The sequence below is a fragment of the Janthinobacterium lividum genome, assembly GCF_034424625.1.
In the GTDB taxonomy this organism is placed as follows: Bacteria; Pseudomonadota; Gammaproteobacteria; order Burkholderiales; family Burkholderiaceae_D; genus Janthinobacterium; species Janthinobacterium lividum.
In genome coordinates this window covers 5,127,116-5,150,899 of sequence record NZ_CP139976.1, presented here as the reverse complement: position 1 = coordinate 5,150,899, position 23,784 = coordinate 5,127,116, and the positions used below count along the sequence as shown (strand labels likewise).

General features: G+C 62.9%; 18 protein-coding genes. 12 read left to right on the top strand and 6 right to left on the bottom strand.

Annotated elements, in window-relative coordinates:
- Window positions 1-180: 180 nt before the first annotated feature.
- Window positions 181-531: a hypothetical protein gene (locus U0004_RS23225; RefSeq protein WP_035827997.1), complete on the bottom strand. Its 351-nt coding sequence runs from the start codon at window positions 529-531 to the stop codon at window positions 181-183.
- A 222-nt stretch (window positions 532-753) separates the two neighbouring features.
- Between U0004_RS23225 and U0004_RS23220 the strand changes: the two genes are divergently transcribed.
- The 5 genes from U0004_RS23220 to coaD all read left to right on the top strand — a co-directional run bounded on the left by U0004_RS23220 (window position 754) and on the right by coaD (window position 6,283).
- Window positions 754-1,215 (top strand): Hsp20 family protein, encoded by a 462-nt coding sequence (locus U0004_RS23220; protein WP_034783311.1) that lies wholly within the window; start codon window positions 754-756, stop codon window positions 1,213-1,215.
- Between the two features lie 278 nt (window positions 1,216-1,493).
- Window positions 1,494-3,008 carry a Do family serine endopeptidase gene (locus tag U0004_RS23215; RefSeq protein WP_070260399.1) on the top strand — a complete coding sequence of 505 codons (1,515 nt, stop codon included), beginning with the start codon at window positions 1,494-1,496 and terminating at the stop codon, window positions 3,006-3,008.
- A 29-nt stretch (window positions 3,009-3,037) separates the two neighbouring features.
- A complete protein-coding gene (locus tag U0004_RS23210; RefSeq protein WP_034783312.1) occupies window positions 3,038-3,697 on the top strand; it encodes a response regulator in 660 nt (219 codons plus the stop codon).
- A 2-nt stretch (window positions 3,698-3,699) separates the two neighbouring features.
- The gene (locus U0004_RS23205; RefSeq protein ID WP_046685864.1) at window positions 3,700-5,034 is read left to right on the top strand and encodes an ATP-binding protein; all 1,335 of its coding nucleotides are present in this window, start codon (window positions 3,700-3,702) and stop codon (window positions 5,032-5,034) included.
- Between the two features lie 94 nt (window positions 5,035-5,128).
- Window positions 5,129-6,283: a pantetheine-phosphate adenylyltransferase gene (coaD, locus tag U0004_RS23200; protein WP_070260481.1), complete on the top strand. Its 1,155-nt coding sequence runs from the start codon at window positions 5,129-5,131 to the stop codon at window positions 6,281-6,283.
- Here coaD and U0004_RS23195 read toward each other — a convergent pair.
- From U0004_RS23195 to U0004_RS23180, 4 genes are all read right to left on the bottom strand, one after another.
- On the bottom strand, window positions 6,280-6,879 hold the full coding sequence (locus U0004_RS23195; RefSeq protein ID WP_070260397.1) for a 2-hydroxychromene-2-carboxylate isomerase: 600 nt from the start codon (window positions 6,877-6,879) through the stop codon (window positions 6,280-6,282). The two genes, coaD and U0004_RS23195, sit on opposite strands and share 4 nt — an antisense overlap.
- Window positions 6,880-6,957: 78 nt before the next feature.
- Window positions 6,958-9,156, bottom strand: coding sequence for an OsmC domain/YcaO domain-containing protein (locus U0004_RS23190; RefSeq protein WP_070260395.1), 2,199 nt, complete (start codon window positions 9,154-9,156; stop codon window positions 6,958-6,960).
- Between the two features lie 456 nt (window positions 9,157-9,612).
- Window positions 9,613-12,015, bottom strand: coding sequence for a TonB-dependent receptor plug domain-containing protein (locus U0004_RS23185; RefSeq protein WP_070260393.1), 2,403 nt, complete (start codon window positions 12,013-12,015; stop codon window positions 9,613-9,615).
- Between the two features lie 177 nt (window positions 12,016-12,192).
- Window positions 12,193-12,987, bottom strand: coding sequence for a PhzF family phenazine biosynthesis protein (locus U0004_RS23180; protein WP_070260391.1), 795 nt, complete (start codon window positions 12,985-12,987; stop codon window positions 12,193-12,195).
- Window positions 12,988-13,083: 96 nt separating this feature from the next.
- Here U0004_RS23180 and U0004_RS23175 point away from each other — a divergent pair, with 96 nt between their 5' ends.
- On the top strand, window positions 13,084-16,224 hold the full coding sequence (locus U0004_RS23175; protein ID WP_070260389.1) for an error-prone DNA polymerase: 3,141 nt from the start codon (window positions 13,084-13,086) through the stop codon (window positions 16,222-16,224).
- A gap of 39 nt (window positions 16,225-16,263) precedes the next feature.
- Window positions 16,264-16,737: a GNAT family N-acetyltransferase gene (locus U0004_RS23170; protein ID WP_071653754.1), complete on the top strand. Its 474-nt coding sequence runs from the start codon at window positions 16,264-16,266 to the stop codon at window positions 16,735-16,737.
- Here the strand turns inward: U0004_RS23170 and U0004_RS23165 are convergent, their stop codons facing one another.
- Entirely contained in the window at window positions 16,738-18,147 is a 1,410-nt protein-coding gene (locus U0004_RS23165) for an FAD-binding oxidoreductase (protein ID WP_070260386.1), read from the bottom strand.
- Window positions 18,148-18,336: 189 nt separating this feature from the next.
- Between U0004_RS23165 and U0004_RS23160 the strand changes: the two genes are divergently transcribed.
- From U0004_RS23160 to U0004_RS23140, 5 genes are all read left to right on the top strand, one after another.
- Window positions 18,337-19,254: a ChaN family lipoprotein gene (locus U0004_RS23160; protein ID WP_070260384.1), complete on the top strand. Its 918-nt coding sequence runs from the start codon at window positions 18,337-18,339 to the stop codon at window positions 19,252-19,254.
- 141 nt (window positions 19,255-19,395) lie between these two features.
- Window positions 19,396-20,157, top strand: a complete 762-nt coding sequence (gene exbB / locus U0004_RS23155) for a tonB-system energizer ExbB (protein WP_070260382.1) — start codon at window positions 19,396-19,398, stop codon at window positions 20,155-20,157.
- Between the two features lie 3 nt (window positions 20,158-20,160).
- Window positions 20,161-20,586: a TonB system transport protein ExbD gene (gene exbD / locus U0004_RS23150; protein ID WP_070260381.1), complete on the top strand. Its 426-nt coding sequence runs from the start codon at window positions 20,161-20,163 to the stop codon at window positions 20,584-20,586.
- Window positions 20,583-21,356 (top strand): energy transducer TonB family protein, encoded by a 774-nt coding sequence (locus tag U0004_RS23145; RefSeq protein ID WP_139144296.1) that lies wholly within the window; start codon window positions 20,583-20,585, stop codon window positions 21,354-21,356. The genes exbD and U0004_RS23145 overlap by 4 nt, the downstream gene beginning before the upstream one ends.
- 52 nt (window positions 21,357-21,408) lie before the next feature.
- Window positions 21,409-23,673: a TonB-dependent receptor domain-containing protein gene (locus tag U0004_RS23140; RefSeq protein ID WP_070260377.1), complete on the top strand. Its 2,265-nt coding sequence runs from the start codon at window positions 21,409-21,411 to the stop codon at window positions 23,671-23,673.
- Window positions 23,674-23,784 lie beyond the last annotated feature (111 nt).

Sequence of the window (23,784 nt, the reverse complement as noted above, 5' to 3'; positions counted from 1 at the left end):
CCATGAAAAACGCCGCGGCAGCAGAAGCTGGCGCGGCGCGGATACTATTGGTACTTTACAACACCTGACAAAATCGTAGCGAGCGGCAGTGATTTGTGGCCGAGAAGCGCAGCCGTGCTAAAGCACGGTGAGCATCGCCGGCCGCAAAGCGCGACGCGCAGTAGATTTGGTCAGGTGTTCTCAGTCTTCGTCAAATTCGGCGGATAGATCCTTCCAGCCCTTGCTGATGGCAAAGGCCGAAAATTCCTCGGGTGCTTCCAGAACGATCAGTTTCTTGTCTTGCAAGCCAAGGTCGCCGTGGCCGAAGTCGGGGCCTACGTAGCCGAGGCTGCGCAGGCGCGCCAGGATGTGGCCGACCAGGGTCTTGTCCTTATAGGCGCCCGCTTCGAGCGGGGCGGCGAAATCGACGTAGACGTCGATGATGCCGTAACCTTCGTCGAAGATGCGGATGGCCTTGATGTCGTGGGCACGGCCGGAGCCGTCGGTGGCCTTGAAGGGGCCGCTGAGCTGGATGTCGGTGTCATTGTTCATGCCGCCAGCATACACCAAAAGCCGGTGCCGCATGGGGGACGCCATGCAAAATCCTCTTGGGCTGGCCATGTAAAAATTTCTTACAAATTTGGCGGCGTCTGGGGCGCTTTTCGCCAATTTCAAGGCCTTGAAAGGGGCTGGAGAGGCCGTATATCGGTAACAAGCGGATGCTCATGGTGAGGTCCGCCCCTCTTATCGCTTCATTTGAAAAGGATATTTATCATGCGTACTTTTGACCTTGCTCCCCTGTACCGTTCCGCCATTGGCTTTGACCGCCTGGCACAGCTGCTCAACGAACAGCGCGCCGATGCGCAACCGAGCTATCCGCCGTACAACATCGAACTGGTGTCGGAAGATAAGTACCGCATCGTGATGGCATTGGCCGGCTTCTCGCGTGAAGAGATCGACATCATCACCGAACGCGATTCCCTGCACGTCACGGGCCGCAAGCAGAAAGATGGCGTCGAGCGCACGTTCTTGCACCGCGGCATCGCTGCCCGCGATTTCGAACAGCGCTTCCAGCTGGCCAACCATGTGAAGGTCACGGGCGCCACGTTTGAAAACGGCATGCTGACCATCGACCTGGTGCGTGAAGTACCGGAAGCGCTGAAACCGCGCAAGATCGAGATCGGCACCACCACTGGCGCCACCGTCAGCACTTTGGAACAGCGTCAGGCAGCCTGATGTGATCTGAGCTGATCCCGGCGCCACGCGCTGGCATCGGCGGGAGGGAACAGCGCTTCCCCATGCAGTAAAATACTGGCCGGTTGATCCGGCCAGTGTCACGTCTGGAGTCCGTTCGGGCCGCATTGAGGGCTTCCATTGGTTGCCCATGCCACGCAAGATTAAACCATGCTTAAAGGCGCAAATGCCTGTTTCCAAATAGAAAAATGTTAAGCACCGCCTAAGACTCGTGGCCCAATATTGCATACATCAAAATCTCATTGAATGAGGAGCAATTCATGGAACAGCAAACGAATATCGCATCCCTGAAAATCAAACGCACCGTAGCCGCGCTGGCCGCGATCGGTGTGCTGGGCGCCGGTGGCGCCATGGTGGTGCATCAGAACAATGCTGGCGCGAATGCCGCCGCTGGCGTACCTGCCGCTCCCGTGGCTGCCGCCGTGGCGCCCGCCGCCGCCGCGCCGCTGGTGGCCTTGCCCGACTTTAGCCAGATCGCCGCGCGCAACAGCCCGGCCGTCGTCAATATCAGTGTCACGGGCAGCACCAAGGTAGCATACGACCCCTCGGCCCAGGCCGGCAACGACGATTTCGGCAACGACCCCTTCTTCGAGTTCTTCCGCCGCTTCCAGGGTCCGCAAGGCGGGCAGCGCGGTGGCCGCGACGTGCCCACGCATGGCCTCGGTTCCGGCTTCATCGTCAGTCCGGACGGCATCATCATGACGAATGCCCACGTGGTGCGCGATGCGCGCGAAGTGACCGTCAAGCTGAACGACCGCCGCGAATTCCGCGCCAAGGTGCTCGGCACGGATCCGAAGACCGATATCGCCGTGCTGAAGATCGACGCCAACAACCTCCCCATCGTGCCGCTCGGCCATTCCAGCGACTTGAAGGTGGGCGAGTGGGTGCTGGCCATCGGTTCGCCATACGGCTTCGACAGCACGGTGACGGCCGGCGTGGTCAGCGCCAAGGGCCGTTCCTTGCCGGACGATAGCAATGTGCCGTTCATCCAGACGGACGTGGCAGTGAATCCAGGCAACTCGGGCGGCCCGCTGTTCAATACGCGCGGCGAAGTGGTCGGCATCAATTCGCAGATATACAGCCAGACGGGCGGCTTCCAGGGCCTGTCGTTCGCCATCCCCATCGACCTGGCGGGCCGCATCAAGGACCAGATCGTCGCCACCGGCAAGGCCAGTCATGCCAAGCTGGGCGTGACGGTGCAGGAAGTCAACCAGGGCTTTGCCGACTCGTTCAAGCTGGCCACGCCGGAAGGCGCCCTGGTGGCCAACGTGGAGCGGGGCAGCCCGGCCGACAAGGCGGGCCTGAAATCGGGCGACGTGGTGCGCAAGGTGAATGGCCAGCGCATCATCGGTTCGGCCGACTTGCCGGCGCTCGTGGGCACCTCTTTGCCAGGTGACAAGATCAGCATGGATGTCTGGCGTGACGGCAAGATCGTCAGCCTGACGGCGACCCTGGGCAATGCGGCCGACAAGGTGGCCGAAGTGGCGAAGAGCGACAGCGCCGCCGGCAAGGTAAAGCTGGGCCTGGCCCTGCGTCCGTTACAATCGGATGAAAAACGCGAGGCGGGCATCAGTGCCGGCCTGCTGGTGGAAGACGCGGGCGGCGCCGCCGCGAATGCCGGAGTGCAGCCGGGCGACGTGCTATTGTCGGTGAATGGCCGTCCCGTCAACACGGTCGAGCAGGTGCGCGACGTGGTGGAAAAATCCGCCAAGTCGGTGGCCTTGCTGATCCAGCGGGGACCGGACAAGATCTTCATTCCCGTGCGTTTGGGCTGAAAACAAGAGTAACTAGAGAGAGGCAAGCCATGCGCTTATTGCTGGTAGAAGACGATACGATGATCGGCGAGGTGGTGCTCGATCTGCTGCGCGCCGAGCATTACGCGGTGGACTGGGTCAAGGATGGCGACATGGCCGATACGGCCCTGCAGACGCAGACCTATGACCTGGTGCTGCTGGACCTGGGCCTGCCCCGCAAGGATGGCCTCGACGTGCTGCGCTCGATGCGCTTGCGCAAGCTCGATACGCCGGTGCTGGTCGCCACGGCGCGCGATGCCATCGAGCAGCGCATCGCCGGCCTCGACGCGGGCGCCGACGATTACGTGCTCAAGCCATATGACCTCGACGAATTGCTGGCGCGCATACGCGCCCTGCTGCGGCGCGCCTCGGGGCGGCCGGAACCGATCTTCGAGCACCAGGGCGTGAGTATCAATCCGCTGACGCGCGAAGTGATCGCCGAGGGCCATCCCGTCAACCTGTCGGCGCGCGAATGGGCCGTGCTGGAAGCGCTGATCGCGCGTCCCGGCATCGTGCTGTCGCGCGCGCAGCTGGAAGAAAAGCTGTACAGCTGGAAGGATGAAGTCAACAGCAATGCCGTGGAAGTGTATATCCACGGCTTGCGCAAGAAGCTGGGCAGCGACTTGATCCAGAATGTGCGCGGCCTCGGTTACATGGTGCCCAAGGCATGAGGATGAAGGTCACGGTGACGCACTCGCTGCGCGGCCGCCTGCTGTGGTTTTTGCTGGCGGCCATCATCATGGCGGCCCTGGCGCAGGCGTCGATCGCCTACCGCAGCGCCCTGTACGACGCCGACCAGATTTTTGACTATCACATGCAGCAAATGGCCCTGTCGCTGCGCTCCGGCGCGCCGCTGGCCAACCATGCGCAAGCCTTGCCGGCCGACCCCGTCAACAACGACATGGTGGTGCAGGTATGGACGCCGGACGGCGTGCAGGTGTTCCGCTCGATCACGCGCGCGGAACTGCCGCAGCGCGCCGTGCTGGGCTTTTCGAATGTGAAGGCCAACGGCACGACCTACCGCATCTTCTCCGTGCAAACCAGTTCCCAGACCGTGCAGATTGCCCAGGACATGGCCGTGCGCAAGCGCATGGCCGGCAGCCTGGCCTTGCGCACGGTGGGCCCGATCGCGCTGATGGCGCCGATATTGATGCTGGTGGTCTGGTGGGTTGTCAGCGGCTCGCTGGCCCCCGTCTCGCGCGTGCGCAAGCAGGTGGCGGCGCGCCAGGCGGACGATCTGTCGCCCGTCTCGGAAGCGGGCTTGCCCGACGAAGTGCGTCCCCTCGTGCATGAACTGAATTTGCTGTTCGGTCGCGTGAAGACGGCGTTCGACGCGCAGCAGCATTTCGTTGCCGACGCCGCGCATGAATTGCGCACGCCGCTGGCGGCCCTGAAGCTGCAGGTATTGAGCCTGGAGCGGGCCGAATCGGAAGAAAAGCGCAGCCTGGCCATTTCCCGCGTGAGCGCCGGCATCGAGCGGGCAACGCGCCTGGTCGAGCAGCTGCTGGTGCTGGCGCGCCAGGAAGCGAGCGCCGCCAGCGGCGACCAGCTGCAGGCTGTGGACTTGAACGATGTCGTCAAGCGCGCGCTGGGCGACATGGCCGGCATCGCGCAGGCGCGCAAGATCGACCTGGGCCTGCATCACATGGATGCGGCCAAGGTGGCGGGGCAGGCCGATGCGCTCAACATCATGCTGCGCAACCTGGTCGACAACGCCATCAAGTACACGCCGCAGGGCGGCACGGTCGACATCGACCTGCGCGCCAGCCCCGTCGGCGTGACCTTGTCCGTGGAAGACAGCGGCCCCGGCATCCCGCCCGAAGAGCGCGAGCGCGTCTTCAGCCGCTTCTACCGCGTGCCCGGCACGGATGCCAACGGCAGCGGCCTTGGGCTGGCCATCATCAAGGCCATCGCCGAGCGCCACGGCGCGCGCCTGGTGCTGGACAAGTCCGAGCGCCTGGGCGGCCTGTGCGTGCGCGTGGAATTCCCGCAAGCCGTGAAAAAATAACGTTTTGATCATGATCTTTGGCATGTTGCATTGACGCGCGCGCCGCTGGCATATATTGTCTGCGCAATAAGCATTCAAGCAAATGGAGCGCAGCATGCAGAAGATCGGCTTTTCAGGAACCCTCGACCCCATCACCAACGGCCACATGTGGGTGATCGGCGAAGCGCGTTCGCTCGCCGACGAGGTGATCGTGTTCCTGTCGCAAAACCCTGCCAAACGCCCCCAATTTCCCGCCGAAGACCGCAAGCGCATCATCGAGCAGAGCGCGCGCGAGTGCGGCTGGGACAATGTGCAGGTGGTCATCGTCAAGGGCGACTACACGGCGCGCGCGGCAAAAAAGCATGGCTGCGACTACCTGATCCGCGGCATCCGCACGACGGCCGATTTCGACTATGAAAACCTGATCCAGCAAACCAATGTGGACGTGCTGCAGGGCGCCAAGACGATTTTCGTCATGCCGCCGCGCGACCTCGGCTCCGTCAGTTCCAGCTTCGTCAAGGCGCTGGAAGGTCCCGTCGGCTGGAACTGGACCATGAAGAAATTCGTCCCCGGCCCGGCCTACCAGGCGTGGATACTCGACTGCCTGCGCAAGGAGTGGGAAGCGCTGTGGAACTACGCCACCGCCTCGCAAGCGGACATCGCGCTGGCGGACCACTGGTTCGCGTACCTGACGGGGCCGCAGGCGTATGGCGGCGCGGACCGCCACTATCACAACCTCGACCACCTGGTGCACGGCCTGTCCGAGATCCGCGTGTGGGCCGACAATACTTTTGCGCCCAAGCGCGACAGCGCGCTGGTCAAGAAGGCGTTCTGGTTCCACGACGCCGTTTACAGCCACGACGACGATGCCCTGTATTCGAGCGAAGAGGCGAGCGCCCAGCTGTGGCTGGCGAGCGGCCTCGATGCGGGCGACAACCTCGATGTGGCGCAATTGATACGCGTTACCGACCATTTCCAGGGACCGGGCATCAGCCATCCGCTGAAAGACGCCATGCTCAGCGCCGACCTGGCCATCCTGGGCCAGGATGACGAGGTGTACCAGGCCTATACGCAAGCCATCGGCCGCGAATACGCGCACGTGGACCCCGTGCGCTTCAACGAGCAGCGGGGCCTGGCCCTGCAGCATTTGTGCGGCAAGGCGCAGGCGGGCCAGCTGTTTGGCGATGCGTACTTTGCCGACCAGTACAACGAGCGGGCAATCGAGAACATGCAGAAGGAGATTGCGGCGCTGGCGGGGAGTGGCGTTTAACGGCGGCTGGCTACCGCATGCAGCAGTGCATCCTCGAGCCGATCATTGCCCCAGAATAATTCCCCAGCGCTGACGAAGTTGGGGGCGCCGAACAGGTTCAGCGCTTGTGCCTGCTCGGTCTGGCGGCGCAGCCGCAGCTTGTTGTCCGGTGTCACAGCCAGCGCCAGAACGGTGCGCGCATCGAGGCCCAGCCCCTCCAGGGCTTCGCTGACGGCTTCGAGGTTGTCGATGTCGCGGTCTTCGGCGAAATTCATCGTCATCATGCGGCGCGCAAAGGGCGCAATCCAGCCCTGGTCCGCGCCGATCAGCGCCACGCGCATGGGCAGCAGGGCCGTGCGGGGGAAGGAACTCGGTTGCTGCCATGGCAATGCGTATTTCTCGCACTGGCGCGCCATGTCGCGCCACGTGTAATCGCCCTTGAGCTTTTGCAAGATGAAGGGCGATGTCTGCCAGCCCAGCGCATTGAAGACGACGCCCAGCAGGAAGGGTTTCCAGATGACCTGCACCTGCTTTTCACGCGCCAGCGCGTCGATGCGCATGGCGCTCAGGTAACTGTAGTTGCTGCCGAAATCGAACCAGAATTCCAGTGTGGCCATGGTCTCTTTTCCATGCGGTCGCGCAGGGTTGATTCCTGCGCCGGGGCGCGACTGCCGCGCCGGCCCCCGCTTGTCGTCCTAGCGCGCCGCCGCCTTGGCGCGCGCCGCGTGCAATTTCTTGAAGCTGTCGATCAGGCGCTGGTGCCGGTCGAGGCCTTCCAGTTGCATGCTGGTCGGGGTCAGGCCGAAGAAGCGCACGCTGCCGTCCACCGAGCCCAGCACCGCATCCATGCGGGCGTCGCCAAACATGCGGCGGAAATTGACCACGTAATCGTCCAGCTCCAGCTCGTCATCGAGTTCCACTTCCAGTACCACGTTCAAGGCTTGATAGAACAGTTTGCGCTCGAGCGTGTTGTCGTTGTACTGCAGGAAGGTTTCCACCAGCTCTTTTGCTTCCTCGAACTGCTGCAGGACGAGATGAATCAGCAGCTTCAATTCCAGGGTCGTCAGCTGGCCCCACACCGTGTTTTCGTCGAACTCGATGCCGATGAGGGTGGCGATGTCGCCGTACTCGTCGAGCTCGCTGTTTTCCAGGCGGTCAAGCAGGTCTTCCAGGCTGGCATCGTCCAGGCCATGCAGGTTCAGGATGTCGGCGCGGAACAGCAGCGCCTTGTTGGTGTTGTCCCAGATCAAATCCTCGACCGGATATACCTCGGAATAACCGGGCACGAGGATACGGCAGGCCTTGGCGCCCAGCTGGTCATACTCGGCCGTGTACACTTCCTTGCCCATGCCGGCGAGGATGCCGAACAGGGTCGCCGCTTCCTCGGCATTCGAGTTTTCGCCGTGGCCGGAAAAATCCCACTCGACAAAATCGTAATCGGCCGTGGCGCTGAAGAAGCGCCACGAGACGATGCCGCTGGAATCGATGAAGTGTTCGACGAAGTTGTTCGGCTCGGTGACGGCTTCGCTGGCAAACGTCGGTTGCGGCAAGTCGTTCAAGCCTTCAAAACTACGGCCCTGCAGCAATTCCGTCAGGCTGCGCTCGAGCGCCACTTCCAGGCTCGGGTGCGCGCCGAACGAGGCAAACACGCCGCCCGTGCGCGGGTTCATCAGGGTGACGCACATCACCGGGTACACGCCGCCCAGCGACGCATCTTTGACCAGCACGGGGAAACCCTGTTCCTCCAGGCCGACGATACCGGCCAGGATGCCCGGATATTTCGCCAGCACTTCCTGTGGCACGTCGGGCAGGGCGATTTCGCCTTCGAGGATTTCGCGCTTGACGGCCCGCTCAAAAATTTCCGACAGACATTGCACCTGCGCTTCGACGAGGGTATTGCCGGCGCTCATGCCATTGCTGACGTACAGGTTTTCGATCAGGTTGGACGGGAAATACACGACCTCGCCATCGGACTGCCGCACATACGGCAGCGAGCAGATGCCGCGCTCGGCATTGCCGGAGTTGGTGTCGATCAGGTGCGAGCCGCGCAGCTCGCCATCGGCATCATAGATGTCGCGGCAGTAGGCATCGAGAATCTCCTTCGGCAGCGCATCCTTGCGGCCCGGCTTGAACCAGCGCTCGTTCGGGTAATGGACAAACTCCGCGTTGGCGATGTCGTTACCCCAGAACGACCCGGCGTAGAAATGGTTGTTGCTGAGGCGCTCGATATACTCGCCCAGGGCCGACGCCAGCGCGCTTTCCTTGGTCGCACCCTTGCCATTGGTGAAACACATGGGCGAATGCGCATCGCGGATATGCAGCGACCACACATTCGGAATGATGTTGCGCCACGAGGCGATTTCAATCTTGATGCCCAGGCCCGCCAGGAGGCCCGACATATTGGCGATGGTCTGTTCCAGCGGCAAATCCTTGCCGACGATATAGGTATTCGCCCCAGGGGCGGGATTCAGGGCCAGCAAGGCCTGGGCATCGGCGTCCAGGTTCTCCACCTCTTCAATCACGAATTCGGGACCCGTTTGCACCACTTTTTTCACCGTGCAACGGTCGATCGAGCGCAGGATGCCCTGGCGGTCCTTGGCCGAGATATCGGCCGGCAACTCGACCTGGATCTTGAAAATCTGCTGGTAGCGGTTTTCAGGATCGACAATATTGTTTTGCGACAAACGGATATTTTCCGTGGAAATATTGCGCGTATCGCAATACAACTTCACGAAGTAGGCCGCGCAGAGTGCCGATGATGCCAAAAAGTAATCGAACGGGCCTGGCGCTGAGCCATCGCCCTTGTAGCGGATGGGCTGGTCGGCGATGACCGTAAAATCGTCGAACTTGGCTTCGAGACGCAGCTTGTCGAGAAAGTTGACTTTAATTTCCATGAGGTAATCCAATACTGTGCTTATGAGTTAGCCGCTATTATCCGTGCTTTCCGCCGCAGGGCAAAGATTGTTCGCGGCGGCCGGGCTGGCGGGGAGCCGCCGGGGGCCGGAAAAGCGAACGTGTGCGAAAAACAGGGGGCTGATGCCTTCTCCGTGCATGCGGGCGATCGTCCATCGGCGGTCACCGGTGTTTTCGTGACAATGCATGAGTTTTTCGGATTGATAATTGGCTATCCTCCATGGGGGCTGCCTGCAGCCACTACTGGACGGTTGACAGCATTTGAGTCTCCTGCCCATTATCACTCCGTCACTTTCGCTTTGCCTAACTTGATGCAAGGATGAGCTGATGCAATTATCCAATCAAGCTCCTGCCATCTGACCATGTATTGATGCCGACATAAAAAAACAGCGGCTGCCCAAGCTGGCGCAGCCGCTGTCTTTATGCGGACACGGTGATCAGAACTTCACCCACAGCCGCCCGAAGTACGAAGCGCCGTTCAGGCCGAACTGCACGCTGTCGTATTTGAAGCCGTTATCCGTTTCGTCCGCGTTCTGCGTGGTGGGCTTGACGTTGAAGATGTTGTTGCCGCCAAAGGTCAGCTTGGTGTTCTTGCTGATGCTGTAGGTAAAGCTCAGGTCGGCGGACGTCTTGGCCTTATAGCGGGCGTTCGGTACGCCTTCGGCCGTGCCGCTGAAGGTGCCCAGGGTTTGCGGGCCAAAGTAGATGATGCGCAGGTCCGATTCCAGCTTGCCCGTGATGTAGTCGAAGCCCAAGGTGGCTTTCGCGCGCGGGCCGCCCTGTTCGATGAACAGGCGTTCGCGTTCGGACAGCAGGACATCCTCGAAGCCCGTCAGCGAGGCGGGCGTCTTGACTTTCGTCACTTCCGTTTTGCTCAAATTCAAGGCCAGGAAGGTGTTCAGGCGGTTACCGGCCAGCTCGCCCTTGTGCGAGGCCGTCAAGTCCAGCCCGCGCGTGCGCGTGTCGATGGAGTTGACGAAGAATTGCGCCTCGCCCACGCCCAGCAAGGCCAGGCGCGCGGCCAGGTCCGGGTAGTTGTCGGCATTGAAGCGGCCCGACAGTACGATGCGGTCCTTGATCTTGATGTTGTACAAGTCGGCCGTCACGGAAATGGCTTGCGTCGGCGTCCAGGTGGTGCCCAAGGTAAAACTGGTGGATTTCTCCTCTTTCAACTTGGGAATGCCGGCCGCGTTGGCGACGACGCCGCCATTCGGTGCCAGCACCACGTCCGTGGGCACGCCGCCGATGAAGTCGGTGAAGGTGGACGAGAAATACACTTGCTGCAACGATGGCGCGCGGAAACCCGTGCTGGCCGAACCGCGCAGCAGCACGTTCGGCGCCAGCTTGTAGCTGGCGGCCAGCTTGCCCGTCACGGTGGAGCCGAAGTCGCTGAATTTCTCATAGCGCAAAGCCGCCTGGGTTTTCAGGCGTTCCGTCCAGTCCAGTTCCACGTCGCCATACGCGGCGATGCTGTGGCGCCTGGCCTTGGTGGCGTCGCCAGGCTGGAAGCCGGGAAAGCCCTGGCTGCCCGCATTGCCGCCCACGCCCACGCCGTCGGCGTCGCTGTAGGAACCCGGTTCGCCGGCCATGATCTTGTATTCCTCGCTGCGGTATTCGGCGCCGAAGGCCACGTTCATGCCGCGCATCACCGTATCGTAATAGCGGCTGAAATCGGCATTGCTGGTCAGTTGCTGGAACGAGAAGCCGCCCGCGTCAAAGCTGCTGGGGCTGACACCCTTGCCGCCGTTCATCAGGTCGAGGTTGGCGATCGATGCGTTCAGCGTGTTGCTGATGTCGTAGCGCATCTTGTTGTAGCCATAGGTCTGCGAAAAGTCAGCATGCCATTCGCCGATCTGGCTGCGGTGGCCGATGGTGGCGTACTGGTCGTCGATCTTGCCATTGATGAAAGGCACGAACCCGTCCGGGTACATGGCGGCGGAATTGCGCGACGGAATATCGTCGCTGCCGATGCCGCCCCGGCCGAATGCGGCGCTCGATGCGTCGCGCGTCTGGGCGCCGGCCGTGAAGTACAGTTTGCCTGTGCTGCTGGTGGCGTAGTCGCCATTGATATACAGGGTTTTGTTCCTGGACTTGGTGTCGCCGATGATGCGCATGCTGTCGGCATCGGCGCGGTTCGAGCGGCCCCGGTCCAGGTATTCGCCCGTGATGGCCAAGGTGCCCTTGTCGCCCAGGGCGATGCCGCAATAGGCCGAGGTCATGTAATTCTTGCCGTCGCCTTCGGAATACTGGCTGTAGCCGGCCACGGCTTCGCAGCCCAGGCTTTTCTTGAGTTCGATGTCGATCACGCCGGCAATGGCGTCCGAGCCGTACTGGGCGGCGGCGCCGTCGCGCAGCACTTGCACGTTCTTGATCGCCAGCAAAGGAATCGCATTCATGTCCGTACCCGTGTTGCCGCGGTTGCGCGCACCGAACAGGTTGACGAGGGCCGTCGTGTGGCGCCGCTTGCCATTCACCAGCACGAGGGTCTGGTCCGAGCCGAGGCCGCGCAGGGCGGCCGAATCGATCAGGTCGGCCCCGTCGGCGCCTGTCTGGCGCGTGGAGTTGAACGAGGGCGAGATGTATTGCAGCGATTGCGCCAGGTCAAACTGGCCACCTTGCTCGGCCACCTTGGAAATGGGAATGATATCGACCGGCACCATGGTATCGGTAGCGGAACTGGCGACCCGGCGCGAACCGACCACGCTGACCGTTTGCACGGGGCCTTCTGTGGCGGCCGCTTCCGTGTTCTGGGCCATGGCGGCAGGGCTGAAGGCGGCCAGGGCGGCGCTGCCGTACAGGCTGATGAGGACTGCTTTACGCAAGGTGGTGAGGGTCGGCACGCAGTATCTCCAAGTGGCTGATGAGCAAAATTCGTGACTTGATTCTAGTGCCATCATTTCAGCATTCACCAGCGATACTTTGTTTTGTTATTACAAATTTGCTGTAACTGTTGTTTCCTGGTTGATTATCTTTTGGCCGCTGCCTGGCTTGCCTTGTGCTGGTGCGGCGCGCCCCATTCAGGTGCTGCGTTGCACCATGCCGCCCACCCGGATGGCCTGCGCGCTGTATTGCACCTCGATCAAACACGGCTGCTGCGTCACGTGGCCCTGGTGCAGACGCAGCGACTGTTGCAAATGCGCCGCCAGCGCGCCCGCCGCCACGCCCGTGGCGCTGTCTTCCAGCGCCGGATCGAGGTGGTTGAAGTTGCGCCCCTCATACTCATGCTCGCCCGTGCGGCAATACGCATAGCAGCCGCTGATCTGATGCAAGGCGCTCCAGTCGGCGATCAGTTCCAGGTTCGGCCGCAGCGCGCGCAGGGTGGTGCGGTCGGCCACCTCCAGCAGCAGCTTCGGGCTGCCGACGGAGGCGATCACGGGCGGCGACAGCAAGTGCATATGCTGGCCCATCAGTTCGGATGGCACATATTTTTCCAGCATGACAGCAGGCGCCGGCTGCGGCACCAGGCCGATGAATAATCCCTCCGCGCGGCGCACCAGCTGCAAGGCTTGTCCGCGCATGGCCGTGGCGACCGTCAGGGTTGCCGGCGCGCCGGGCGCCGTCAGCAGCACATGCGCGGCCGCCAGGGTGGCGTGCAGGCACAGGGGGCTGCGCGTGTGCGGATAAAAATAGTCGAGCACGAGGCATCCCTCCGCGCCGTCCGCCTGCCGGTCGATGAAGACGCAGGCGCTCACTTGCCGCTCCTGGGCGAATTGCTGGCGCGCCGTTTCGTTGCCGTGGTCGTTTTCCACGACCAGTGCCGCATTGCCGCCACCGGGTGCGGCGCCGAAACATTTCAAGAGATGGACGATCATGGCGGTCGATGTCGAGGTAAAACACCAGCATAAACGATAAGCCCGATTCCAGATAAGTATAATATACTGTGTTTATATACAGTATTGAGGTAGATCATGTGGGGCGCAGTCTTACCCGAGTATGCTGAGTTGTACTGCCTGAGTAATTTCAGCTTCCTGCATGGGGCCTCGCATGCGGAAGAGCTGGTTGCGCGCGCCGTCCAGCTCGGTTACAAGGGGCTGGCCATTACCGACGAGTGTTCGCTGGCGGGTGTCGTGCGTGCCCATGCGGTGGCCAAGCGGGCCGATTTTCCCCTGATTATCGGGGCGCATTTTCATTTGACGCAGTCCGACGGCAGTCCGGCCCTGTCCTTGCTGGCGCTGGTGCAAGACATCGACGGTTACGGCAACTTGTCGGAACTGATCACCATGGCGCGCACGCGGGCGGCCAAGGGGCGCTATTTGCTGACGCCCGATGATTTCGCCGCGTCATCGCCCGAGTTTGCCCATTTGCGGGGGCTGCCGGGCTGTTTGATGATCTTGCTGCCCAGCTATCCGGCCCAGCCGGAAACCGTGCGCGCGCAGGGGGCATGGATGGCGGCTACCTTTGGCAGCGAGCGCAGCTGGGTGGGCCTGAACCTGCTGCAGCGGGCGCAGGATGACGCGCACCGCAGCGCCGTGCAGGAGGCGGCGCAAGCGCTGGGCTTGTCCGCGGTGGCCGTCGGCCACGTGTGCATGCACGTGCGTTCGCGCAAGCCCCTGCTCGACACGCTGTGCGCGATCCGCGTGGGCAAGCCCGTGGGCGAGTGCGGCTATGCGCTGGCGCAAAACGCGGAACAGCATCTGCGCGCGCGCTTGCGCCTGGCCAATGTGTATCCGCCGCAGGCGCTGGCGGAAACCCTGCGCATCGCGGAGCTGTGCACATTCTCGCTCGACAGTTTGCGCTATGACTATCCCGACGAGTTGGTGCCGCACGGCCACACGCCGGCGACGTATCTGCGCGAAGAAACGTATGCGGGCGCGCGTATCCGCTTTCCGCTGGGCATTCCGGCGAACGTGCAGGAGCAGGTCGAGCAGGAGCTGGAACTGATCGCGGAGCTGTCGTATGAAGCGTACTTTTTGACCGTGTACGACATCGTGCGCTTTGCCCGCTCGCAAAACATCCTGTGCCAGGGCCGGGGCTCGGCCGCCAATTCGGCCGTCTGCTATTGCTTGCACATCACGGAAGTGGACCCGGCGCGCGGCAACTCGCTGGTCGGGCGTTTCATGTCGCGCGAGCGCAACGAGCCGCCCGATATCGACGTCGATTTCGAGCACCAGCGGCGCGAAGAAGTGATTCAATATATCTACGGAAAATATGGCCGCGAGCGGGCCGCGCTGGCGGCCGTGGTGATCAGCTACCGGCCCAAGAGCGCCTTGCGCGACAGCGGCCGGGCGCTGGGGATCGACCTGGCCATCGTGGAAAAGGTGGCCAAGGCGCACCGCTGGTTCGATGGCAGGCGCGATCTGCTCGAGCGCCTGGCCGAATGCGGGCTCGACCCGGAAGCGGCATTGTCGCAGCAGTGGGCTGGCCTGGCGCAGCAGTTGCTGGGCTTTCCCCGTCATTTGTCGCAGCATCCGGGCGGCTTTGTCATTGCTCAGGGCAAGTTGTCGCGTCTGGTGCCGATTGAAAACGCGGCCATGGCCGAACGCAGCGTCATCGAGTGGGACAAGAATGACCTGGAAGAGCTGGGCTTGATGAAGGTCGACGTGCTGGCGCTGGGCATGCTGTCGGCCCTGCGCCGTGCGCTGGAACTGGTGGGGGCGCGGCGCGGCGAGGAATTCCGTCTGCAGGATATTCCCGCGGAAGACCCCGTCACCTACGACATGATGTGCGAGGCGGACACCATCGGCGTGTTCCAGATCGAGTCGCGCGCCCAGATGAGCATGCTGCCGCGCCTGCGTCCCCGTGAATTCTACGACCTCGTCATCGAGGTGGCGCTGGTGCGCCCCGGCCCCATCCAGGGCGGCATGGTGCATCCGTATCTGCAGCGGCGCCAGAAAAAGGAGCCAATCGATTATCCGAAGGGCCTGGAAAAGGCGCTGGGCCGCACCCTCGGCATCCCCATCTTCCAGGAACAGGTGATGCAGGTAGCCATCATCGCGGCCGATTTCACGCCCGGCGAAGCGGACCAGTTGCGGCGCGCCATGGCGGCCTGGAAACGCAAGGGCGGCATGAACAATTACAAGGAACGCATCGTCGAAACGATGGTCAAAAATGAGTATAAACGGGAGTTCGCGGAGGCCATCTTCAGCCAGATCGAGGGCTTCGGCGAATATGGCTTTCCCGAGTCGCACGCGGCCAGCTTCGCCCTGCTGACGTACGCCAGTTCCTGGCTGAAATGCCACGAACCGGCCGCCTTCCTGTGCGCCTTGCTGAATAGCCAGCCCATGGGCTTTTACAGTCCCTCGCAACTGGTGCAGGATGCGCGCCGGCATGGCGTGCAGGTGCTGCCCGTCGACGTGGCCATCAGCGGCTGGGAAGCGGCATTGGAAGTAGGCAGGGACGATGGGCCCGCCGTGCGCCTGGGCTTGAACAGCCTGTTCGGCATGCGCGCGGAAGCAGCCCGGCGCATCGAGGATGCGCGCGCCATCGCTGCCTTCGCCGACGTGGCCGACCTGGCCCTCCGTGGCGGCCTGGACCGTCATGACTTGCAGGTGCTCGCCGACGGCAATGCCCTGCACGCGCTGGCCGGGCACCGGCGCGCGGCGCTGTGGCAGGCGGCCGGCGCCGTGCCCGACAGGGATTTGCTGCGCGCCACCTCACAAGAGGAAGACTTGCCCGTGCTGGCCGCGCCGACGGAAGGCGAGAGCATCGTCAGCGACTACCGCGCGCAAGGCCTGACCCTGGGCCGCCACCCGCTGGCGCTGCTGCGCAGGCAGTTGCTGGAGCAGCGTTTCCTGCCCGCGTCCACCTTGATGACTTACACGAGCGGACAGGTGGCGCGCGCCTGCGGCATCGTCACCGTGCGCCAGCGGCCGGGCACGGCCAAGGGCGTCATCTTCATGACCCTGGAAGACGAAACGGGCACGGTCAACGTCATCGTCTGGCCCGACCTGGTGGAAAGCCAGCGGCGCGAAGTGCTGAGCGCGCCGCTGCTGGGCGTGTACGGCGTGTGGCAGCGCGAAGGCATCGTGCGCAACCTGGTGGCCAAGCGCCTGGTCGACATGTCGCATTTGCTGGGACGCTTGCGGACCAGCAGCCGCGATTTCTGTTGAGAGTTGCCGGCGGGGAGGAGGGCATGGCATTATTTGAATATGACAACCTTGCCCGAACCGACACTGCGTCCCGCCCTGGTCGCCGACGCGCCCGCCATCGTCGCCCTGATCGACGACCTGATGCCTTTTTTGACCCTGCACCCGGATGGCGCGGGAGCGGAAAAATTCATCGAACATTGCCGCCAGCCGGCCATCGAAGGCTATCTGTCGCAGACTCGCTATGCGTACCAGCTCGCGCATATCGACGGCGCACTGGCCGGCGTGGTGGCCATGCGCGACAACACGCATCTGTTCCACATGTTCGTGCCGCGCGCCTGGCACCGGCGCGGCATGGCGCGCCGCCTGTGGCAGGCAGCCCGCGATGCGTCGCTGGCCAAAGGCGATGTGACGGCCTTTACCGTCAATTCCTCCCTGTACGCCTTGCCCCTGTACACAAGCCTGGGCTTTGTCGCCACGGGGCCGAAGGTGGAGGAGGGCGGCATCGCTTTCGTGCCGATGCGCATGGCATTATAGTTACCAGCGCACGATCTTTCCCGGATTCATGATGTTCTTCGGATCCAGCGCGTGCTTGAGGGCGCGCATAGTGTCGATCGCGCCTGCACCATGTTCTTCCACCAGGAAGGCCATCTTGTGCATGCCCACGCCGTGCTCGCCCGTGCAGGTGCCGTCCATGCCGATGGCGCGCGTGACCATGTCGCTGTTGATCTTTTCCGCGCGCGCGATATCGGCCGGGTCATCGGGATCGACCAGCATCTGCACGTGGAAGTTGCCGTCGCCCACGTGGCCGATGATGGCGTAGACGAGCCCCTGCGCTTCGCAATCGGCCTTGGTGGCCAGGATGCATTCGGCCAGGCGCGAAATCGGCACGCAGCAATCGGTGGAGATGGCGCGGCTGCCGGGACGCAGTTGCAGCAGGGCGAAATACGCATTGTGGCGCGCGGCCCACAGGCGCGAGCGGTCTTCGGGACGGCTGGCCCACTCGAAATCGCTGGCGCCATGCTCCGCCGTAATGGCTTGCACCAGCTGCGCCTGCTCGGCCACGCTGGCCGGCGTGCCGTGAAATTCAAACAGTAATAATGGCTTTTCCGGCAGCGCCATCTTGTCGTAGGCATTGATGGCTTTCACGCCATTTTCATCGAGAAACTCGACCCGCGCCACAGGAATGCCCATCTGGATGGTCTGGATCACGGCGCTGACGGCTTCGCCCGTGCCGGGGAACGAGCACACGGCAGCCGAGATGGCTTCCGGCAGCGGATACAGTTTTACGGTTACTTCCGTGATGATGCCCAGGGTCCCCTCGCTGCCGACGAACAGGCGCGTCAGGTCGTAGCCGGCCGACGATTTTTTCGCCCTGGTCCCCGTCTTGATGATGCGGCCATCGGCCGTCACCACCGTCAGGGCCAGCACGTTTTCGCGCATGGTGCCGTAGCGCACGGCGTTCGTGCCCGAGGCGCGCGTGGCGGCCATGCCGCCCAGCGACGCATTGGCGCCCGGGTCGATGGGGAAGAACAGGCCCGTGTCGCGGATTTCCTCGTTCAGCTGTTTGCGCGTCACCCCTGCCTGCACGGTGGCCGTCAAGTCTTCACCATGCACCGCCACCATCTGGTGCATTTGCGACAGGTCAATCGTCACGCCGCCATGCAGGGCCAGCACGTGGCCTTCAAGCGAAGTGCCGCTGCCGTAGGCGATGATGGGCACGTCGTGCGCGCTGCACAGCTTGACGGCGGCCGCCACTTCCTCGGTGGAATGGGCGAAGATGACGGCGTCCGGCAGCATGGGAGGATAGCTCGACTCGTCGCGGCCATGGTGTTCGCGCATGGCTTGGGTCATGGAAAAGCGGTCGGCAAAGATCAGGGAAAGTACGGCAGCAAGGGATTCTGGCAGCGGTTTTTTCAGTACCGCCAACTGGTCAGTTTGATTCACGCGAGTCCTCCGTTTTTTTTATTCTACTCCGCGCCCGGGGATTTCACCGAAGCAGCATATTGGTTTTTGCCAGTAGTAAAAAAATCTGTATGGTTCGCCATGCATTGGTTGTAAATGAGAATCATTTCTATTAAAATGCCCGCCAGTAGTTATTTTGCAATGCGTGCTTAGACCCGAAAGGCCATGCCCATGAAATTCTCCCTGACCATCGCTGCCGTCCTGCCCGCCTGCGTGCTGGCCCTGAGCGCCTGCAGCAGTGTCGCCCCCGTAACTGGCGCGGCCACCGGCGCCGCCGCGACGTCCGCCGCGCAGGATGTGCGCCAGCTGGGCGAGATCGTCGACTTGCGCAGCGGCCAGCGCGTGACTGCCGAACAACTGCTGGCCCAGCTGGCCGCTGCGCCGAGGATCATCGTGGGCGAGCAGCATGACCAGCTCAGCCATCACCAGATCGAGCAATGGCTGCTGCAGCAACTGCAGGGCCGGCGCCCGCAAGGCAGCGTGCTGCTGGAAATGCTGAACCCGGATCAGCAAGCCAAGGTGGACAAGGTCAAGCCGTGGCTGCAGACGGATCCCGTCGTGCGCCCCGAGCACGTGGCCGAGCTGCTGGCCTGGCAGCCCAGCTGGAAGTGGGAGCAGTATGGCGACCTGGTCATGACCGTGATGCGCGCGCCGTATCCCGTCTGGTCGGCCAACCTGGACCGCAGCGAGATCAAGCAAATGTTTGTCGACAAGCTGGCCGTGCAGGGCAAGTACTCGAACCTGGCCAACGATGGCAAGGTGCATGCCAAGCTGAAAGACATCATCCGCGTCATGCATGACAACCAGATCGACGAACCGCGCCTGGCCGCCATGCTGTCGGTGCAGCAACAGCGCGACCGCCGCATGGCCGAGCGCCTGCTGGCCGCGCCCGCGCCGGCCGTGCTGATCGCCGGCGCCTACCATGCGCACAAGGACCTGGGCGTGCCGCTGCACGTGCAGGACTTGACGGGCGGACCCGCGCCGCTGGTGCTGGTCCTGGCGCAGAAGGGCGCCACGGTGCTGGCGCCGCAGGCGGATTTCGTCTGGTTCACGCCGGTTGCCGCATCCGCCATCGCCAGCGCCAAGTAAGCCGTTTCACCTCCGCCGGGCGGTCAGCCCGGCATTCTCCCCCAGCAAGCTTCCCCGCAGCAGCCAGGTAGTCCGTCCGATTTTTTTGCATGCGCGTGCGCGCCGTTGGCGCAGCCATGCCTGTTACCTGTTGAAGCTCCCATGCGTATCCCCTTGTTCCGTATCAAAGCCGCCGCTGGCGGCATGTTTCTTTCCCTGTTCCACGCCACCGCGCAAGCGTCCGCCTTGCCGCACGATATGTCGCCGTTGGGCATGTTTTTCGCCGCCGACCAGGTTGTCAAAAGCGTGCTCATCGGCTTGCTGATTGCCGCGCTGGCCACCTGGGTGGTGTTGCTGGTGAAGGGCGCCAGTTTGCTGCAAGCCCGGCGCGCGGCGGCGCAAGCCGTCGCCATGCTGAAGACGGCCACCTCGCTGCCTGACGCGGCCGCCAAGGTGGAGGGGGCAGGCAGCACTTCGCTGGCGCAGCAGTTGCTCGACGATGTGCAGCAGGAGCTGGATCTGTCGCACGCCAGCGCGCCGACGGCGGCCCTGAAAGAGCGGGCCGGTTTTCGCCAGGAACAGTTCATTGCGCAGCAGGTGCGCGCCATGACGCAAGGCATCGGCCTGCTCGCCAGCATCGGCGCCGTGGCGCCGTTCGTCGGCCTGTTCGGCACCGTGTGGGGCATCATGAACAGTTTTATCGGCATCGCCGTCAGCCAGAGCACGAATCTGGCAACCGTCGCGCCCGGCATCGCGGAAGCCTTGCTGGCCACCGCCCTGGGCCTGGTGGCGGCGATTCCCGCCGTCGTCATCTATAACGTGCTCAGCCGTGGCATCAACCAGTACAAGGCGCAGTTGCGGGCCGCTTCCGCGCAAGTGCTGCTGATGCTGAGCCGCGACCTCGACACGCGCAAGCAGGCCTGAGCCATGGCCAGCCTCTTTCCTTCCCCGGATGACGACACGGCCGACATGCCAGAGTTGAGCGAGATCAATGTCACGCCCTTCATCGATGTGATGCTGGTGTTGTTGATCATCTTCATGGTGGTCTCGCCGCTGGCCACTGTCGACCTGAAAATCGACTTGCCGGCCGCCACGGCCAAGCCGGAACCGCGCCCCGAAAAGCCCCTGTTCGTTTCCCTGAAAGCGGACCACAGCCTGTATCTGGGCGAGTCGCCCGTGGCGCGTGAGCAGCTGGGCGGTTTGCTTGACGCCCAGACGGGCGGCGACCGCCAACGCCCCCTGTTTTTCCAGGCCGACAAGCAAGCGGCGTATGAAGACGTGCTGGGCGTGATGGATGCCCTGCGCCAGGCCGGTTATCTGAAAGTGGGCCTGGTCGGCCGGGAGGGTGGGTGAATCCGCGCCCTGTATTGAACTGGGGCATCGCCACGGCGCTAGTGGTAGCGGGCATACTGGCGTTGCTGCTGTGGGCCAGCTGGCAGCCCGTCGCCGTGGCGCCCGCCAACCCGGCGGCCAGCGTGATGGTGGTATTTGCCGCACAGGCGATGTCGCCGGAAATACAGGTCGCGCATGCCGTGGGCGCGCGCCAGTCGGCTGCCTCCAGCTCGGCCCGGCCGCCAAGGAGCGCCATCCGGCAAGAGGCGCTGCCCGTGCTGGCGCGCGCCGCCGTGCCGGAGATCGTCGCGGCGGAAAAAGAGGAAAAGGCGGCTGCCAGCCCATCGACGGAGCCGGGCAAGGATGTCGCCAAGGAAGCTGCCGTGCCCGCACAGGCCAGCAGCAGCGCCACGCCGGCACCGGCTGCCGTGCGCGGTCCGCAGGCGGCGCCGTTCAATAGCGACACGCCGCCCGCCAGCGCGGCGCCGGCCAGCTGGCAAAGCCGCGTGCTCAGCCATCTGGCCCACTTCAAGCGCTATCCGGGCGATGCGCGCCAGCGCAAGCGGGCTGGCGCCGCCTGGGTGCGCTTCCAGGTGGACCGCGACGGCAAGCTGCTGGCCAGCGAACTGGTCACTTCATCGGGCACGGTGCTGCTCGACCGCGAAGCGCTGCAAGTGCTTGAGCGCGCGCAACCGTTGCCGGCGCCACCCGATAACGTCCTGCACCAGGGCACGGTGACCGTCACCTTGCCCGTCTCGTTCAAGCTGGAGCCAGGACAGGACAAGGCATGAGGATGCCGATTGTTTTTCATTCAAAAATCTATCCATAACAAATCGAGGGTGTATGCATATCAAGACAATGGCGCGAGCCGTGGGCGTCTGCATGGCGTTGCTGGCGCAGCAGGGATGGGCGCAACAGGCGCAGGAAAATGCGGCGGGCAAGGTGGAGTTTTCGCCGCTGAATGTTTCGGGAGAAACGGTTCCCGTGGAACAGCAGGCGCTGGAAAAACCGGGCGCCTTCAGTGCGCGCGGGCCGGACACGCGCTTGCAGCCCGTCGACCAGATCCTGCGCGGCATGCCGGGCACGTTTACCCAGATCGATCCGGCGCAGGGTGCCGTCAGCGTGAACATCCGCGGCCTGTCCGGCTTTGGCCGGGTCAACACCATGGTCGATGGCGTGACGCAAAATTACTATGGCAGCGCGCCATCGGAAGTGGCGCATGGTAGCGTGCCCAGCAGCCAGTTCGGCGCCCTGATCGACCCGAATTTCATCATCGGCGTGGATGTGTCGCGCGGCAATGCCGTCGGCGGCGACGGCGTCAATGCGCTGGGCGGCAGCGCCAATTTCCGCACCATCGGCGTCGATGACGTCGTGTTCGCCGGGGAAAAGGCGGGGGCGCGCACGAAGATGTCCGCCGGCAGCAATGGCGTGGGGCGCAGCGCCATGCTGGCCGTGGGCATGAGAAATCCGGCCTTCGACGGCGGCAGCGTGGGTTTCATGGCCGCCACCAGCGCGAGCGTGATCGGCAACAACTACAAGAATGGCAATGGCACGGACAGCGAGGAATTCGGCTTCGGCTACAACCGTTTTTATAAGCAGAAGCCGAAGTCGCAACTGCTCAAACTGGACCTCGCTTTGAGCGACTTCCATGCGCTGGAACTGTCGGCGCGCGATTACCGCAATACGTTCACGCGCCGCGATATCCGGAGCGATGACTACTACGTAAAATATCACTACACGCCGTTTTCCGAGTTGATCGATCTCAATGTGGTGGCCAGCAGCAGCCGCGGCAAGCAGAAATACATGCCGGAAGCCCTGATCAATTTCGTCAACACCAGCACGGCCAACCGCGCCGACGCCTTCGATATCAACAACACCAGCAGCTTCAAGCTGGCGGGCGGCGATGCGCTGGTGACCGTGGGCGGCAAGCTGATGCGCAATCAATACAGCAAGCACGTGGAAAGCCTCGTCGATGACCCGGACAACCCGGACGCGAACCTGCAATCGATTGAAAACAATACCTTTGGTCCCGCCGGCAAGCAAAAGATCGACAGCCTGTATGCTGGCCTGCAATACAACCGCGGCATTGTTCAGCTCAATGCCGGCCTGAACTACACGCGTTTCGAATTGACGGGCTACAAGCCGGCCTGCGACGAGCGCGTGAAATGTTTCCCGCAAGGGGCGGCGCATATCGCGCTGAACGAACACGGCATCAATCCGTCGCTGCTGCTGTCGGCCCAGTTCACGCCCTGGTTCCAGCCGTTTGCCAGCGCCGAGCGCACCATGCGCGGCCCGAATCCGCAGGAAGTGTTTTTCTCGAATGACGGCGGGGCGTCGATGAACCCCTTCCTGAAGGGCGAGAAAGCGACGACCTATCAGCTGGGCTTTAATTCCAGCCTGCATGGTTTGCTGAGCAAGAACGATGCGCTGAACTTCAAGGCCCTGTATTTCAAGAGCAAGATCGATGGCTATATCACCAGCCAATCCTTCCTCGTGTGCGATAACGGGCGCAAGTGCAATATATCGGAAGTGATCGCCACGGATTGGGAGACCGTCGATGCGTACGTGACGAATATGTATATCTACATTAACTCGGCCACACCCGTGCATACGCGCGGCTGGGAACTGGAAGCGCAGTACCAGCTGGGGCCTGCCTATGCGCGCCTGTCGTACACGCGTGAAAAGACCAGCCAGCCCACCTCGATCGCCAGCGCGTGGTTTGGCGCGGCCGACATCAGCGAGCTGCCCAGCGTGTACTACAACCTCGACGTGGGCACGCGCTTGCTGGACAACAAGCTGGAAGTGGGCGCCATCATCAAGCACACGGGATCGAACCGCCGCCTGTCGCCGGATAATGAAGCCGATGAAGCGACGGGCGAAGTGCTCAAGGCCGACAATCCGAAGATCCCGGCCGTGATCGATTTGTATGCCAGCTACCAGGTGACGAAAAACCTGTTCCTGCGCCTGTCGGTGCAAAACGCCATGAACAAGAATTACTCGGAAGCGCTGAACCGCTTGAACTCGATGCCGTCGCAGTCGAACGACAATACGCCGATGAGTACGGCGCGGGGCAGGACGTATGTGGCGGGGCTGGAGTACCGCTTCTAGTTTTTTAGCAAAGCGGCGACGCCTGACAAAACTGTAGCGAGCGGATGTGATTTGTGGCCGAGAAGCGCAGCTGTGCTATAGCACAGTGAGCATCGCCGGCCGCAAAGCGCA

What these genes read in the sequence shown, in the direction of transcription:
- U0004_RS23190 (WP_070260395.1), bottom strand. Translation starts at nt 9,156, where the DNA reads ATGGAAATTAAAGTCAACTTTCTCGACAAGCTGCGTCTCGAAGCCAAG.
- U0004_RS23205 (WP_046685864.1), top strand. Translation starts at nt 3,700, where the DNA reads ATGAAGGTCACGGTGACGCACTCGCTGCGCGGCCGCCTGCTGTGGTTT.
- exbD (WP_070260381.1), top strand. Translation starts at nt 20,161, where the DNA reads ATGGCCAGCCTCTTTCCTTCCCCGGATGACGACACGGCCGACATGCCA.
- coaD (WP_070260481.1), top strand. Translation starts at nt 5,129, where the DNA reads ATGCAGAAGATCGGCTTTTCAGGAACCCTCGACCCCATCACCAACGGC.
- U0004_RS23225 (WP_035827997.1), bottom strand. Translation starts at nt 531, where the DNA reads ATGAACAATGACACCGACATCCAGCTCAGCGGCCCCTTCAAGGCCACC.
- U0004_RS23140 (WP_070260377.1), top strand. Translation starts at nt 21,409, where the DNA reads ATGCATATCAAGACAATGGCGCGAGCCGTGGGCGTCTGCATGGCGTTG.
- U0004_RS23175 (WP_070260389.1), top strand. Translation starts at nt 13,084, where the DNA reads ATGTGGGGCGCAGTCTTACCCGAGTATGCTGAGTTGTACTGCCTGAGT.
- U0004_RS23170 (WP_071653754.1), top strand. Translation starts at nt 16,264, where the DNA reads ATGACAACCTTGCCCGAACCGACACTGCGTCCCGCCCTGGTCGCCGAC.
- exbB (WP_070260382.1), top strand. Translation starts at nt 19,396, where the DNA reads ATGCGTATCCCCTTGTTCCGTATCAAAGCCGCCGCTGGCGGCATGTTT.
- U0004_RS23180 (WP_070260391.1), bottom strand. Translation starts at nt 12,987, where the DNA reads ATGATCGTCCATCTCTTGAAATGTTTCGGCGCCGCACCCGGTGGCGGC.
- U0004_RS23195 (WP_070260397.1), bottom strand. Translation starts at nt 6,879, where the DNA reads ATGGCCACACTGGAATTCTGGTTCGATTTCGGCAGCAACTACAGTTAC.
- U0004_RS23220 (WP_034783311.1), top strand. Translation starts at nt 754, where the DNA reads ATGCGTACTTTTGACCTTGCTCCCCTGTACCGTTCCGCCATTGGCTTT.
- U0004_RS23160 (WP_070260384.1), top strand. Translation starts at nt 18,337, where the DNA reads ATGAAATTCTCCCTGACCATCGCTGCCGTCCTGCCCGCCTGCGTGCTG.
- U0004_RS23210 (WP_034783312.1), top strand. Translation starts at nt 3,038, where the DNA reads ATGCGCTTATTGCTGGTAGAAGACGATACGATGATCGGCGAGGTGGTG.
- U0004_RS23215 (WP_070260399.1), top strand. Translation starts at nt 1,494, where the DNA reads ATGGAACAGCAAACGAATATCGCATCCCTGAAAATCAAACGCACCGTA.